13 protein-coding genes are annotated in these 14,715 nt (G+C 51.8%); 7 read left to right on the top strand and 6 right to left on the bottom strand.

Features of this window, described 5'->3' with window-relative positions:
- Nucleotides 1-47: 47 nt before the first annotated feature.
- Nucleotides 48-623: a DM13 domain-containing protein gene (locus tag CULFRC11_RS07130; RefSeq protein ID WP_013911820.1), complete on the bottom strand. Its 576-nt coding sequence runs from the start codon at nucleotides 621-623 to the stop codon at nucleotides 48-50.
- Between the two features lie 234 nt (nucleotides 624-857).
- Nucleotides 858-3,266, bottom strand: coding sequence for a glycogen/starch/alpha-glucan phosphorylase (locus CULFRC11_RS07125; RefSeq protein ID WP_023635945.1), 2,409 nt, complete (start codon nucleotides 3,264-3,266; stop codon nucleotides 858-860).
- 382 nt (nucleotides 3,267-3,648) lie between these two features.
- On the opposite strand from CULFRC11_RS07125, the gene CULFRC11_RS11480 reads away from it, so the two are divergent.
- A complete protein-coding gene (locus CULFRC11_RS11480; RefSeq protein WP_080669069.1) occupies nucleotides 3,649-4,089 on the top strand; it encodes a DCC1-like thiol-disulfide oxidoreductase family protein in 441 nt (146 codons plus the stop codon).
- On the opposite strand, the gene CULFRC11_RS07120 is transcribed toward CULFRC11_RS11480, so the two are convergent.
- Nucleotides 4,083-5,345: an amidohydrolase gene (locus CULFRC11_RS07120; protein ID WP_031270413.1), complete on the bottom strand. Its 1,263-nt coding sequence runs from the start codon at nucleotides 5,343-5,345 to the stop codon at nucleotides 4,083-4,085. The two genes, CULFRC11_RS11480 and CULFRC11_RS07120, sit on opposite strands and share 7 nt — an antisense overlap.
- Before the next feature lie 113 nt (nucleotides 5,346-5,458).
- Nucleotides 5,459-6,796: a DUF4921 family protein gene (locus CULFRC11_RS07115; RefSeq protein ID WP_023635943.1), complete on the bottom strand. Its 1,338-nt coding sequence runs from the start codon at nucleotides 6,794-6,796 to the stop codon at nucleotides 5,459-5,461.
- A gap of 31 nt (nucleotides 6,797-6,827) precedes the next feature.
- Between CULFRC11_RS07115 and CULFRC11_RS07110 the strand changes: the two genes are divergently transcribed.
- The gene (locus CULFRC11_RS07110; RefSeq protein ID WP_023635942.1) at nucleotides 6,828-7,265 is read left to right on the top strand and encodes a hypothetical protein; all 438 of its coding nucleotides are present in this window, start codon (nucleotides 6,828-6,830) and stop codon (nucleotides 7,263-7,265) included.
- Here CULFRC11_RS07110 and CULFRC11_RS07105 read toward each other — a convergent pair.
- On the bottom strand, nucleotides 7,235-8,425 hold the full coding sequence (locus CULFRC11_RS07105) for a glycerate kinase (protein WP_031270410.1): 1,191 nt from the start codon (nucleotides 8,423-8,425) through the stop codon (nucleotides 7,235-7,237). The genes CULFRC11_RS07110 and CULFRC11_RS07105 overlap by 31 nt on opposite strands.
- 514 nt (nucleotides 8,426-8,939) lie before the next feature.
- Here CULFRC11_RS07105 and gdhA point away from each other — a divergent pair.
- Together gdhA and ald are read left to right on the top strand one after the other, a co-directional pair.
- The gene (gene gdhA, locus CULFRC11_RS07100; RefSeq protein WP_013911813.1) at nucleotides 8,940-10,286 is read left to right on the top strand and encodes an NADP-specific glutamate dehydrogenase; all 1,347 of its coding nucleotides are present in this window, start codon (nucleotides 8,940-8,942) and stop codon (nucleotides 10,284-10,286) included.
- Between the two features lie 222 nt (nucleotides 10,287-10,508).
- The gene (gene ald / locus CULFRC11_RS07095; protein ID WP_014525975.1) at nucleotides 10,509-11,621 is read left to right on the top strand and encodes an alanine dehydrogenase; all 1,113 of its coding nucleotides are present in this window, start codon (nucleotides 10,509-10,511) and stop codon (nucleotides 11,619-11,621) included.
- A 46-nt stretch (nucleotides 11,622-11,667) separates the two neighbouring features.
- Here the strand turns inward: ald and CULFRC11_RS07090 are convergent, their stop codons facing one another.
- A complete protein-coding gene (locus tag CULFRC11_RS07090) occupies nucleotides 11,668-12,234 on the bottom strand; it encodes a dihydrofolate reductase family protein (RefSeq protein WP_038620642.1) in 567 nt (188 codons plus the stop codon).
- A 396-nt stretch (nucleotides 12,235-12,630) separates the two neighbouring features.
- Between CULFRC11_RS07090 and CULFRC11_RS07085 the strand changes: the two genes are divergently transcribed.
- Genes CULFRC11_RS07085 through rnc form a run of 3 tightly spaced genes read left to right on the top strand, consistent with a single transcriptional unit; the run spans nucleotide 12,631 to nucleotide 14,701 of the window.
- Nucleotides 12,631-13,365 carry a DivIVA domain-containing protein gene (locus CULFRC11_RS07085; protein ID WP_013911810.1) on the top strand — a complete coding sequence of 245 codons (735 nt, stop codon included), beginning with the start codon at nucleotides 12,631-12,633 and terminating at the stop codon, nucleotides 13,363-13,365.
- A gap of 59 nt (nucleotides 13,366-13,424) precedes the next feature.
- On the top strand, nucleotides 13,425-13,955 hold the full coding sequence (locus tag CULFRC11_RS07080; protein ID WP_038620639.1) for a YceD family protein: 531 nt from the start codon (nucleotides 13,425-13,427) through the stop codon (nucleotides 13,953-13,955).
- Complete coding sequence (rnc, locus tag CULFRC11_RS07075) at nucleotides 13,952-14,701, top strand: ribonuclease III (protein WP_014525972.1); 750 nt, start codon at nucleotides 13,952-13,954, stop codon at nucleotides 14,699-14,701. The genes CULFRC11_RS07080 and rnc overlap by 4 nt, the downstream gene beginning before the upstream one ends.
- The last annotated feature ends 14 nt before the right edge of the window (nucleotides 14,702-14,715 follow it).

Below are 14,715 nucleotides of genomic sequence, written 5' to 3'. Positions count from 1 at the left end.
AAGCAGTTCGTTAACGAACTGCTTCCCTTATTTCAATAGCGGACTAACTAGGAGAGCTCAGCCGCGCCGAAGGATACATTGAAAGCTTCGCACCACAGGGTTACGGACTTCCAATCGGAGAAGTTGATGTTGTCAGGCAGGGTGTATACCTGGTTGCCCTGGTTACCCTTGATAGGAGCAACGTCAAAGTGCTCGTGATCCTTGGCTACAAACCAGCCGGCCTGGCCTTCAACGACGGGGCCCTTGCTCAGCCACACGTGAACATCGGGGCCGTTAGAAGTGGAGAGGTTGCTCAGCACGAGCTTCTTTTTGCCATCAGAATCGACGATCAGGTCAACCTTGCCACTTGTCTGGTGCTCGTGGGAAATGAAAGTACCCTGGCGGTGCTGAGCGGCATTTTCTGCCATCATCTTGTCGGTGCGTTCCATTGCGTCGCCGGAAGACGGGGTAGTTTGCGTGGAGCTCTGGGAGGAGAGTGCAGCAGGAAGCTGGTCTTCGACTTTCTTGTCAATGAAGAGCAACCACGGTTTGAAGACAAAAAGTGCTACAGCGAGGATCACAACGAGCACTGCGGCGATGATAGAAATCTTTTTCCGGCTCATCTGGAATCGTTTTGCGGTCATGAGTCAATCTTTCTCTGCGAGGTCGTGGCTGTCACTTTTACTTGGTTGACAGCGGGTCTACATTTGCTATTACGGAACGTTAAGCCTTTATGGATTGAAACGTGATACAAAACACAAAGTTTCCGCTCGTGGGTATTAGTTCCTGAGAAAGATAGCGCGTTTATCTGATAGGAAACTGAATAAGTCACGAGACCTAAAAAGGTATCGTGACCTATTCAAAAAATCAAATAATGGTTACGCGATGGCGGTTGGCTCGATGTTCCACACTTCTTGTGCGTAATCGGAAATGGTGCGGTCGGAGGAGAAACGCCCTGATTCACAGATATTTATCCAACATTTGCGAGCCCATGCCAATTGATCGTTGACATAGTCCTCTGCCATAGCATCGCGAGTCTCGCGGTACGCAGAGAAATCGCCTAGAACGTAGTAAACATCGGGAGTCTCCCAGCCGTTTCCGTCGAGAAGCGAGCCTCTGAGATCGTGGAACCAGCCGGAATTATCGTCGTTGAGAGTGCCGTCGATAAGAGCATCGAGTGCTCGTTTTAGTCCTGGGACCATCTCATAGGTGCCCATGGGGTTGTAGCGCGCTTTGAGCTCGGGGAGTTCCTCGTTCTTGGCGCCAAAGATGTAGGCGTTATCGTCTCCTACGGAATCAAGAATCTCAACATTGGCACCGTCAAGAGTCCCTAGCGTGAGCGCACCATTCATCATGAACTTCATGTTTGATGTGCCCGAAGCCTCTTTACCAGCCGTAGAGATCTGCTCCGATACATCGGAAGCCGGGATGATGTGCTCGGCGGGGGAGACATTGTAATTCTCTACAAAAACGACCTTGATGAGCTTGGAAACCTCTGGGTCGTTGTTTACTAGGTCCGCAATAGCATTGATGAGCTTGATAATGGCTTTAGCTCGGATATAGCCCGGTGCTGCCTTTGCTCCGAAGATGAAGGTGCGCGGAGGAACGTGGGTCTCACCGTCTTCTTTGATACGGAAGTAAAGGTCGATGATGTAGATAGCGTTGAGGAGCTGGCGCTTGTACTCGTGGAGGCGCTTGATCTGGGTATCAAAGATCGACTCGGGATCAGTCTCAATGCCTTGGCGGTCCTTGAGCCAGGCAGCGAAATCTCGCTTGTTAGCGGCCTTGATCTCCAGGAGCTCCTTCATAATCTCTTCATCATCGGCGTAAGAGCGAAGTTTTTTCAGCTCAGAAAGATCGGTGACCCATGCGTCTGAACCCGACAGGCGCGTCAGGAGCTCGGAAAGACGTGGGTTGCACATCTTTAGCCAGCGGCGTGGGGTAACACCATTGGTTTTGTTGTTGAACTTTTCCGGCCACAGAGCATGCCATTCTTTGAGAGTATCTGCCTTGATGATCTCAGTGTGCAGGGCAGCTACGCCATTGATCGAGAATGCCGCGTAGCAGGCGATCCATGCCATATGCACGTTGCCGTCATGAACAGGGGAAAGGTAATTAATTTGGCCCTCATCAAGGCCACGTTGTGCCATATCCTCGCGGAATCGACGATCGATCTCTGCGGTGATTTCCCAGACGCGATAGAACAGCTGCTGGAAAATGGAAACGTTCCACTGCTCGAGAGCCTCTGCGAGAACCGTATGGTTGGTGTATGCAAAGGTGCCTTGGACCACCTTCCAAGCGTCATCCCATGAAAGGCCGTGTTCGTCGAGAAGCAAGCGCATCAGCTCGGGGATAGCCAGCACAGGGTGCGTATCGTTGAGCTGAATGCTGTTGTACTTATGGAATCCGCGGACGTCATCGCCATGGTGCTTGACATAGTTATCAAGCATTTGCTGCAAGGAAGCAGACACAAAGAAGTATTGCTGACGCACACGCAGGACTTTTCCGGCATACGTTGTGTCGTTAGGGTAGAGCACACGGCAGATATCCATGACGCGCTCTCGCTCGACGATGGCGTCGGTAAAGCGCTGGGAATTGAAAGCGTCATAGTCGAACTCTTCGAGCGGCTCGGACTTCCACAGGCGTAGCGTTCCCACGTTATCTGTGCCATAACCCGTGATAGGCATGTCATAAGGGGTGGCACGTACAACCATGTCGTCGAAAGTGACGATGCGCTGCTGGTCATCGCGACGAATCGTAAATGGATAGCCGTCTTCTCGCCATGCGTCAGGATGCTCAGTTTGGAATCCGTTGTCAAAGGTCTGGCGGAAAAGCCCATAGCGATAGAGCAAGCCATATCCAGTAACCGGCAAGTTCTGTGTGGCACAGGAATCGAGGAAGCACGCAGCGAGGCGACCCAGGCCGCCGTTGCCCAAAGCTGCATCGTTTTCAGCTTCTAACACATCGGAGAGTTCGTGCCCTTGTAGGCGCACAGCTTCCTTTGCGTCTTCCTCAAGACCCAGGTTAGTGAGGTTGTTGAGCAAGGCGCGTCCCATGAGGAACTCCGCGGAAAAGTAATGCTGTTGGCGGGTCGCAGAATACGTTTCTACGGTTTTTGCCCAGTTATCGGCAAGCTGCTCCATGACGGAGTTGGATAGGCCGAACCAGAATTTTCTGTCGGTTGCTGCCTGCGGAGAGGATCCGGAAGCACTACGGACGTGTCCACCGATGTTGTCAGCAAAAGCTGCAATGTCTTCAGTGTGCTCGTGTGAACGGTGTTTGTTCATTAAAGAACTCCTGACCTTTGAAAAAGATTGCTGCACATTTTCTTTGCGCAATTCACCCTCCATATCCTATATGTGGATGGGCGTTGCCACATGCAATACCAAGGCAGATACGTTGCCTACGACGTACGCCTATACCGACAACAGCGGAAGTAGCTACACGACGCCCCTGTGCAACTCCATAGTCACTCTGCGTTATGCCCGGTGATATGGGTTTATGTGAGAAAAGCGTGCAGTAGGGATGCTTCTTAACGTGATCTGATACAGAGTGAGGCGTCCCCGCTGACGCTAGAAAAGCAATGCAAAAGCCCCACCAACTAGGGCAATTGGTGTACTCCGAGAGTCGCATAATGCGCGATATATTCAGTATGGGTTTGTTTTGTAGATGCGTGCTGCGTTACCACTAGATAAAACTAAAAGCTCTAGAGCGTGCACAAATGAAGGGCGTGAGGCAGTGAGGCTGGAATTTTATTTTGATCGTGACTGTGGTTTTTGCGAGGTAAGCGCAGGCGTTTTGGCGCGGCTATGTCCGAGCGTACGCATAATTCCAGCCGTGCCAGATCCGTCTCCGGATTCCTCTTACGTGGGGAAAAACATTAGCCATTCGGCAGTAGCCCGGGTTAACAATTCTTGGTCTCAAGGTGCAAACGCTATAGCGAGCATTCTAGAAAGCGGGGGAAGCAACGCTGGACTTAGGTGTGTAGGAAGAGCGTTGAAAAACCCCGTGATCGCCCCCTTTGCTGGAATCGTTTACAGATTAATAGCAATAAATAGACACAGACTTGGACCACTCATTGGCGCAGGGGCCTGCCGGTTGAACTACTGATGCCCCAGATAGGTAAGTACCGCTGTGACTGTGGCATGAGTTGCGGACGTAACTGTGGGCGCATAGTCGGGTAGGAAAGAACCCATGTGATTGACCGGAATATCCGATTCGATGGTCCCGCGCTGCTCCGCGTCTTCCCATTGATTGCGTGGCGTGGCTCCCACAGTCCAGAAGAGATACGGGGAGTTGAATGCCATTGGGATGTTGGAAAAATCCTCCGACGCTGTCCATTGGCTTGCTGTGCGAGAATCTGCTCCAAATACGTGATCAAAATTGGCTCGTACGCGTGCGAACACATGCGGGTCGTTTTCTGTGAGTGGGCCGTGGGCGAAGTAACGGAAAGTAGGAGGAACCGTTACCCCAGATGCCGCACATTCCGCCTGCACTACGCGTTCAATAGCAGCATAAAGTTTGCGTCGGACCTCGTTGCTGTACATACGGCAGTTCAGCACAATCCGCGCATTTCCTGGAATCGTATTGTTGGAATGTCCAGACTCCAAGGTTCCCACAGAGATGATCGCAAAGTCTTGAGGCGCAATCTCACGGCCCACGATGCCTTGAAGTCGAATAACTATCATGGCCGCGATATATGTGGGATCAATAGAATTGTGCGGCATCGAACCATGTGCGCTTTTCCCTTCGATGCGTATTTCTATGGAATCGCATGCTGCGAGAACTGCACCTGGTTTGGACATAACAACGCCAGCAGGACCTGGCACGATATGCTGCGCAAAACAGACATCAGGGCGCGGAATTTTTTCTACTAGACCGTCTGCGACCATGGCTTCAGCACCAGCCCCATTTTCTTCGGAAGGCTGAAAAAGCGCGATGAATGTGCCTGCCCACTGTGAACGGTGAGCGTCGAGAAGCGCGCAAGCTCCTAGCAACGCGGTCGTATGCATGTCGTGTCCACAAGCATGCATGACAGGAACCGGCGACTCCCCGGATGTGTCTATGCGACGTGAAGCAAAGCTTACGCCTGTGGTTTCTTTCACTGGAAGCGCATCAAAATCGGCGCGGGCAAGGACGCACGGGCCTTCGCCGTTGCTAAAGATCGCTACAACCCCATGTCCACCGATCGAGGGGTGGATAGTGCAGTCGAATTCAGCAAGCTTCTCTTGGATTTTTGCGGAGGTTTCTTGCTCCCACCCAGAAAGCTCGGGGTGGGAGTGCATCCACTGGTAAAAATCCTTTTGCCAGCTGAGGTCGGTTGTAGAGGAAGCCAAAAATTCAGCGATATCCATGCACTCCACCATAAAGAAAGCGACCCGAGCGTTAGTAAACGTCCCCCCGGTTCTTATAGCCCGATGTGGTGCGGTACTGGATATCGCCTGGAAAACATTGTGCGGGGCTGCCTGATGAAGGCTATTTAATGCAGAACAGTATTGTATTTCAAACTATTGCGCTGCACTGTGCATTCCGTAGCAATCCGAATATTAGGGGAGACGCGGCCTTGGTCGCGGAGACTATAGAGGGCATGCACAATCCGGTCTCGAACATCCCACGGAGAAAGCGTATTAAGGTAGATTTTTGTTCCGCCTTCAAAGCCTGCGAGTGTGGACACACGCCACTTGATCATGATCCGCCATGGCATGGGGATATCCACGTCGGCGGGTTTATGATGCCATTCTTCATTGCAAGGCACTTGAGGGCCTGCCCCGGCATGGCACGCGTGAACCAGGTCGCTCATGGCTCGGATTTCTTCCGGTGATTGTAGCCAGGGTTCAGAGACAGCTGATTTGGAGAACACTTCAAGGGTGGGAAAACGGTGACCAAAACCTGCAAAACATATGGCATGGTCGTTTTCTGCAATAACGAGGTTGTGCATGGCAGCGAAATCGACGGCCCATTCGTTGTACATGTTGGGATTTTGTCGCAACTTTTGTACTTCTATTTCGGAGTGCACGCCGCGTTCGTCGACAGCGACTAATTGCTTGTGCAAGTGGTCAAAAGAAGCGCCGGCGGGTTTGAGCCAGTTTTGAAAAACCGCAACGTAGGGTGCGTAACGATTGCGGGCGTAGAGATCACGAAGTGAATCTATGGTAAAGCGTATAAAAGCTTCGTGTTCCCCATATGTGAGGGTCCCAGCAGACGCCAGTTGATCGCTGCTCGTAGCGTTATCGGTGTAGTGGCGGCGGGCTATGATTACGTCGTGTCCACCACCGAAGAATGCGGGAGCGTCTTTTAAAAGCTCGCTTTCAGAGTGATCCCCGCTATTGCCAGCCGCTTTACGCTTGGCTTTCGCAATATCTAGTATGTGTTTCTTGCCCAACTCTGATGCTAGGTAGTGTTCCATGCGAGCTTGGGTTTCCGTGTCTAAACAATATCCGTAGTTATCGTGCCAGTAGTCGTAGGAGACGATCTCAAATAGGTTGGGGACTCGGCGGAAGTCTGCCGTCGTAGCGTGGAGTTCCGCAGCGTTCACACCGCGCAGAATCTCCCAATCGGACGTTCCCTCGGCAGAGCTTAAGACCATTCGTGATTTTTCCGGAGGCGTTTCTATCTGACGGTCTGAGCAAAAAGCACAGGTGGAAACGTGATCTTGAGAAGTGAGATCGTGGATGTCTATTGGTAGGTGGGCCAGGGGACGGTTGCCACGCCCCGGGACCGTCCATACTTGCGTTCCGGAGAAGGGGTTTACCTGTTTGATTGTTCCGTCTGCCATGGTCACGATCGGGGTGGGTCGCGAATACATCTGCGCGTTCATAGCTCTTTAGAATATTAGCTACTCTGGCACTATGCCTACGATTCAGTTTGATTGCCTGATAGATAGTGAAAATGCAGCGTCTATGACCAAGCGCGTGCGCAAACTCAATGAGCTTCTTATTCGCGACGGCAAGATTGTTTCGGCGGACGTCACTCACGATCCGCATCCTCATGTTGAGCCATTATTGGAAGACCAGCTGCGGCAAATATTGCGGGAACAAAGAGACAGAGACATCGCACCGGAATATGACGAGGATGACGTGGTGGAAGCATCAGAAGATGATGTGACCGTTCAGCGGTTCTCTATCGATGTAAGCGGGGTAGGCGGCTCGCTCAATGAGCTAGCGATGACGTATTCGCGTCTTTTTACCCCGCCTGCGGACCTTCCACGTGACACGCTGGCGCTCCACGATGAGCAGGCCTTTGAACAGGCCACTCCTTATCCGTGGTCGCTTGAAATTCTGAGGTAAGACCTCAGCACTGCGCTGCCGGCGCGGGTGAGTTGCTCTTGAGTGGAAGCGACCTCGTTGAGAGGAGCGAGCTGGATGGGAAGTGCTCCTTGTGGTACGTCGTCAGCGAATTTACCAGCGACGATAACGGGGAGGGTGTTTTCTCCCTTAAAGGAAAGGACTGTTCCTACCACTTTTCCCTTGGTTGACTGGGAATCGAAAGCTCCTTCGCCGGTGATAAGGATGTCCGCGTGTTGTGCTAAAGCTTCCAGGCCGAGCGATTGGGCAACGACGTGAGCTCCGGGAAGGATACACACATGATCAGCATTTCCGTGGACTATCCCCGATAGCCATGTGATGCCTACTGCCAGTGCTCCCGCTGCTCCCATGCTCACGGTAGTGGGGTCGACGCCAGAGACTTCACAAAGCCGTGCGATACCTGCATCAAGCTTGGCGACATCGCTCTCAGAAGCCCCTTTCTGCGGGCCGAATTGAGCGGCTGCGCCGTGAGGGCCGATAGCCGGTGCCGTGACATCGCTTAATAGCACCCAATCCATCGCTGCAGCTGGGATGTTGAGCTGAGCTGTGTCGAGGGAATCTAAATCGATAAGCGCTGCGCCTCCTTGCTTAAGAGCTAGTCCGTTCTTGTCCATAGGCGTGGCTCCTAGTGCCACCAGGATTCCGGTTCCGCCGTCGGTTGTTGCGGTCCCTCCGAGCCCTAGGACGATGCGTGTTGCCCCACGTGTTTGTGCATCGGCTATGAGTACGCCGGTTCCGTAGGTGTCTGCAAAAGTAGGGTTGAGGCGGTCTGCTACTGCTGCGAGTCCACTTGCTGCGGCGACGTCGATGTATGCGGTGTGTGATGCGGAATCAAATGTGTAGGTGGCCTCGGTGAGCCGTCCGATGGCATCAGTAGTGGGGAGCGTGATCTCTTCACCGCTAAATACGGAGGAAGTGCCTTCTCCGCCGTCTGCCATGGGTGCAAGCGTGATAGTGACTGATTCTGGGGGAATGCTAAGGCGCCGGAGTTCTTGGTTAATCCCATCGCTGATGTAGCGGGCCGCTTCTGTGGCTGTAGCGGTTCCTTTAAAAGAATCGGGAGCGATCACAATATTGAGGGGTTGGCGTGGCCCTTGTTGTAGATCTGCAAGGTCACATGGCAGCACATTCTCCACGGTCACTTCGCGCATCCTTTCTCCAATGGTTCGCAGGCTGCTTTTATGGCAGGAACAGCTCTGTTTACGCTGGTTTGGCCCGCACGTGGTGTTTGCGGGCGGTCGGTTTCTTAGCCTACAGGGATGTTTTGAGGAGATTGGTGCGGAGCTAGGTTGTTAGAAGCTTGTCGACGCCACACCGCATGGAAACTTATCTATCAAAGAGTAGATAATCGGCAGAAAAAGAGCGGGTTTTCTGTGGCGTGATAGATATTTCTAGCGCTCGTAGAAAATTTTTTCCGATGGGGATACTGTTCTGTTATTGCAGCTAGGATGCTGTATTTTAATTTTTTACACCGGCTGGAAGTGGTATCGCTGTGCTATTTTCGATAGTTCGATAGGTGAATTTAGGTAATTCAGTGTAAAGTCACAATCGCCGGCTTGAGCGCTGGCCCGCATTCAATCTTTTGCTAGGTTGCGTCCGTGTATATGCAGGCGTTGTGTGGGGTTCTGGAAGTAAGTTCCTAGGAGGTAGGAAAATATGTCAACGATTGACGAGCGCGTGCAGGGTTACTATGACGCACTACTAAAGCGTAATCCTGCGGAGCCTGAGTTTCACCAGGCTGTGGCAGAAGTTCTTGACTCCCTGAAAACTGTTCTGGAGAAGGACCCTCACTACGCTGATTACGGCCTTATTCAACGACTCTGTGAACCGGAGCGTCAGTTGATGTTCCGTGTTCCGTGGGTAGATGACCAGGGTGTGGTGCAAGTCAATCGTGGCTTCCGCGTACAGTTCAACTCTGCAATTGGTCCGTATAAGGGCGGTCTGCGTTTTCACCCATCGGTCAACTTGGGCATTATCAAGTTCTTGGGCTTTGAACAGATTTTCAAGAACTCCCTCACTGGGCTTCCTATCGGTGGCGGCAAGGGTGGATCGGACTTTGACCCTAAAGGCAAGTCTGATGCTGAAATCATGCGCTTCTGTCAATCCTTTATGACTGAGCTGCACCGTCATATTGGAGAGTACCGCGATGTGCCCGCCGGCGATATCGGAGTTGGTGGACGTGAAATCGGATTCCTCTTCGGGCAGTATCGTCGACTTGCTAACCAACATGAATCGGGTGTGCTTACCGGAAAAGGACTTACCTGGGGCGGCTCGTTGGTTCGTACGGAAGCCACCGGTTACGGCCTTGTTTATTTCACCAGTGAAATGCTGGCGCATCATGGTGACTCTTTTGAAGGTAAAAAAGTCATTGTCTCGGGCTCTGGCAACGTAGCAATCTATGCTATCGAGAAGGTCCAGGAGCTTGGCGGAACCGTTATTGCTTTCTCTGATTCCTCGGGCTGGGTTGAGACTCCCAACGGTGTGGACGTCGCAAAGCTCAAGGACATCAAGGAGGTTCGTCGTGAGCGTGCCACTGTGTATGTGGATGAAGTAGAAGGTGCAATTTATCACGAAGACGGATCCATCTGGGACCTTACTTGTGATGTGGCTTTGCCTTGTGCAACCCAAAACGAACTTGATGGTGACCATGCCAAGAAGCTTGCAGAAAATGGTTGTAAATATGTTGCAGAAGGTGCCAACATGCCATCGACTGCAGAGGCTATCGAGGTTTACCGTGAAAAGGGTATTCACTTTGGCCCAGGCAAGGCTGCCAACGCTGGTGGCGTAGCCACATCGGCCCTGGAGATGCAGCAGAATGCTTCTCGTGATTCCTGGAGCTTTGAATATGCGGATGAACGTCTACGGGAAATCATGCGTGGAATTTTCCAGAATTGTGAGCGCACTGCTCGTGAATATGGGCATGAGGGTGACTACGTGATTGGCGCTAACATTGCCGGCTTTAAGAAGGTTGCCGATGCAATGCTTGCTCAAGGCGTGATCTAAAACTCATCATCGTCCCTTAACGTGAAATTGCTGTCTCTACAGCGGTTTCACGTTTTTCTTTTGCTTAAAGTACTGAGTGTGTTGGAAAAATGAGAGGTTGTTGCACGTCAATATCTTTAAAAGTAGTGACGTCAGCCACAAATAACCCTACACTGGGGGCACAATGGTCCTCACAGGTCCTTACATTGGTTCGCACAATGGTCCCAGAGAAAGGAACAGATCATGCTTATCGGCTGCCCGACTGAGATTAAAAACAATGAATCTCGTGTTGCACTGACTCCCGCTGGCGTAGTTGAACTCGTAAAACGTGGGCATGATGTGCTGGTTCAAACTGGCGCAGGAATTGCTTCTGGTATTGAAGACTCTGCGTACGTAAAAGCTGGCGCTCGGATTGCAAGCGATGCCGCAGAAGCATGGTCGGCGGATGTAGTGATCAAAGTAAAAGAGCCACTTTCTGAGGAATATGGTTACTTTAAACAAGGGCAGATTCTGTTTACTTACCTGCATTTGGCTGCTGACCCTGAAGCTGCCAAAGCACTTATGGAAGCCGGGGTGACTGCTATAGCGTATGAGACAGTTACCGGTGACCAAGGACTGCCGCTCCTAGCCCCCATGAGCGAGGTTGCGGGGCGTCTTGCTGCCCAGGTAGGGGCGTATCATCTTATGCGTACGCAACATGGAGCAGGGGTTTTGTTGTCTGGTGTGCCGGGGACCGCGCCGGGCAAAGTGACCATCATTGGCGGCGGGGTTGTAGGGGAGTCTGCCGCTCGAATCGCTGTGGGATTGGGCGCTCAAGTGACGCTTCTCGACGTCAACCTGGATCGGCTCCGTGATCTCTCAGCGCAGTACGGTCCTCGTCTTATCACTATGGCAAGCAATGCTTATAACATTGCGCATGCAGTTGCGGATGCTGACCTGGTGATCGGTTCTGTCTTGATTCCTGGTGCTGCCGCGCCAAAACTTGTTACTCATGAGCACGTTCTGTCCATGCGCGAGGGGGCTGTACTCGTGGATATAGCTATTGACCAGGGTGGCTGTTTTGCTGATTCGCATCCCACAACACACGACGACCCAACGTTTATTGTTGATGGGAAAGTCTTCTACTGTGTGACAAACATGCCTGGTGCAGTGCCAGTGACCTCTACCGCTGCACTGACTAATGCGACACTTCCTTTCCTGCTTTCTCTTGCGGATAAGGGCTGGCGCAAGGCCATGGCTGATGATCCGCACTTTGCGGCAGGGCTTAATACTGCGGAAGGAAAACTAACTAACGCGGCGGTGGGAGAAGCACTGGGGCTGGAGTCTGTAACTCCAGACTCTCTCTTGTCCTCATGAGTATGGGAGAGGGGTAAACTCTCCCACTTACATGTGCAGCATGGTTTTATATAGCTTCTGAGCGTGGTCCGTATGTGGCTACAACATTTCCTTTGGATGTTGTGGACGCTGAAATGAGCTGTAGCCGGGTGAGTGGGAGACCTTCAAAAAGCGTGGGGCCGGTACCAACGATCACCGGATGCATAATGAGCGTGATTTCATCCACGATGCCAGCCTCCACACACTGGCGGACTATGGAGAGCGAACCTTGGATTGCAATATCGCGTCCAGGCTGTTCCTTGAGGTTGCGAATGTAGGTGATGAGCTCATCGTCGATAAGCCGTGCATTGGACCACGTAATGTCTTGAGTCTGCAATGATGTGCTGGCCACATGCTTTGGTGTGGAATTAATAAAGTCAGCGAAGCCGGCGTCAGGCCCTTCGGTAACAGCAGGCCAATAGGCTGACCATTCGTTGTAGCTGTTACGTCCAAGAATCGCGTCGTCGATACGTCCGATGCTTTCGGTCATGAGCTGTGCTAATTCCTGGCCAAAAGCATCGAATTGGAATGTGTCGGGGCGGGTGGCGCGACCATCGACAGAATAGAAAAGTGTTGTTACAAGTTTACGAGTCATGGGGGTCCTTCATGGAGATAGGGGGGATTGCACGCGGTTACGTGAAAGATGTTTCATTCCAGTTTTCTAGGTGAGGGTCGATTTATTGTCTGAGACACTCAGCGTTGAGAAAAGAAAGCTGTATTGAAAAAGTCGTGCAGGGGTCCTGATGATAAGGCTTGAAAGCGCGTGCTAAGTACAAAAGATTGTACACAATAAGAAAAGTGTCGATTAGTGTTGGAGTGCTTTTAAAGCATGCTCACATGTGAATATTGCCCTCTTTTGTGGCGTAAAAGTACCTCTGTGACGATATTTTTGGGGGAGACTTATAAGTAAAAGCCCAGTTCCCATGGGTTGGAGGAAATAATTTAGTGCTAAGAATGGAAAAGGCTGTGTGCTGGGAAGTACCCTTGAGGCATGTATCGCGTATTCGAATGCCTTGATGAACTTGTCCAGACTGTAGAGCAGGCATATGGCGTTCCAATGACGTCTAACTGCATGGTTCCTCGTAATGAGATGCTGGCGCTTCTCGACGACCTACGCAATGCGTTGCCGGTTGAAGTTGATGATGCGCAAGATGTTCTCGACCAACGTGATGAAATTATTCGTGGTGCTGAGGAACGAGCACACGAAACGGTTTCTTCAGCGGATCGTGAGGCCACAAGCATTATGGAACGTGCTCGTCAAGAGTCGGACACAATGCTTACAGACGCAGAAAACCGTGCCCATGCCACAGTGGCTAAAGCGCAAGACGACGCTGATCACATGGTTAACAGTGCGCGTCGAGAAGCCGATGACACTGTTAACCGGGCGCAGAATGAAGCCGAACGCATCGTCGCAAGTGGTAACGAGCAGTACCAACGCAGTGTGGATGAGGGGCTGGCGGAACAGCATAGGCTGGTTAGTGAAGCTGAAGTGGTGCGTCGTGCGAACGAAGAGGCTCATCGAGTTGTTGATGCGGCTCATGCTGATTCGAACCGTCTGCGCCAAGAATGCGATGCATTTGTGGAGAACAAATTGTCCGAGTTTGAAGATTCGCTCTCCGCAACACTTCGTACTATCTCTCGTGATCGTGCGGCTTTGCGTAGAGGTGCAGGAGCCTCTGGCGGTGCAACGACCATGCCGTCAGCACGCGGCGGATACGAGGGCTAGGGTCTTTTCACGGTACGCAAATACTCGCTAGCAGTGCTAGCGAGTACACTTAAGGGACGATGATGAACGACTCTTCTCCTTTTATTTTTAACGTGTCCTCGCTGTTGCGGGGCTCCGCTATGCCTGAAACCTTGACACAGACCGGACCTAGTCCTGTTCGCATTGGTCCCGCAATGATTGGGATTCCAGAAGGCGGCCCGGTCCAAGTTGATGCAACTCTTGTTCCGCTGGGAGATGCCGTTATGGCAGAAGCTACCATTCGTGCGGAGCTGAAGGGGGAATGCGCACGCTGCTTGAAGCTGCTCACTCCGGACGCAGAATTTCATGTGCGTGAAGTTTTCGCGGCAACGGATGACTTTATCCAAGGGGAGGACAATGAGGGGGAGGACGATGTGTCAAAGATTGTTGGCGACTCGATAGATCTCCTCCAAGTTGTTATCGATGAAGCCGGTATGAACTTACCGTTTAACCCGGTATGCGAAACCGGTTGCGATGATTCCGGATCCGATGTTCCAGCACCTGATGGTGTGTCCGGGGAAGAACAGGATCGAACTGATCCGCGCTGGGCTGGATTGGAGAAATTCCTGTGAGTAGAAAAAAGCAGCGTGCAACCGGGTTTGACGCCTTGCAGGAAGCCTTCGATCGTATTAATTATGCGTCGTTGATTGAGGCTTTAGGGATTGATATCCCTGAAAACCTGTTAATGCTGGCACTGACGCACCGTTCTTTTGCTAATGAAAACGGTAGCCTTCCTAATAACGAGCGCCTAGAGTTCCTTGGCGATGCCGTTTTGGGATTATCCGTTGCTGGTAAATTGTATGAACAGTACCCATCGAGAGCGGAAAGCGATATTTCCAAGATGCGCGCGAGCATCGTAAGCCGTTATGGTCTTGCTGATATTGCGCGTGAGATTAAGCTGGGTAGCTTCATTTTGCTAGGCAAAGGGGAGCTGATGACTAATGGTAGGGACAAGGAATCGATTCTTGCAGATACCACTGAAGCGCTCTTGGGAGCAATCTACTTAGCACACGGGTTTGAAGCTGCTCGAGCCACAGTTTTACGACTATTCCAAAAGAAGATTGATACTGCTAGTGCAGTCGGCATGCACCAAGACTGGAAAACCACCCTTCAGGAGCGCGCTGCTGAGCGTAAACTTCCGGTACCGGTATATGAAGCTTCTTCTACGGGACCAGAGCATAGCCAGACTTTTACTGCTGTAGTGACCGTAGGCACTACAGCTTTGGGAGAGGGCGTAGGGCCGAACAAGAAGCTTGCGGAGCAGGCGGCAGCACATAAAGCGGTTGTCTTTCTTCAAGAAAACCCCACGTTTTCTTAAATCCTTAAAATGGG

It is taken from the genome of Corynebacterium ulcerans, from assembly GCF_000767685.1.
In the GTDB taxonomy this organism is placed as follows: Bacteria; Actinomycetota; Actinomycetes; order Mycobacteriales; family Mycobacteriaceae; genus Corynebacterium; species Corynebacterium ulcerans.
The sequence above is the reverse complement of the archived record's forward strand: the minus strand, read 5'-3'. Positions and strand labels throughout refer to the sequence as shown.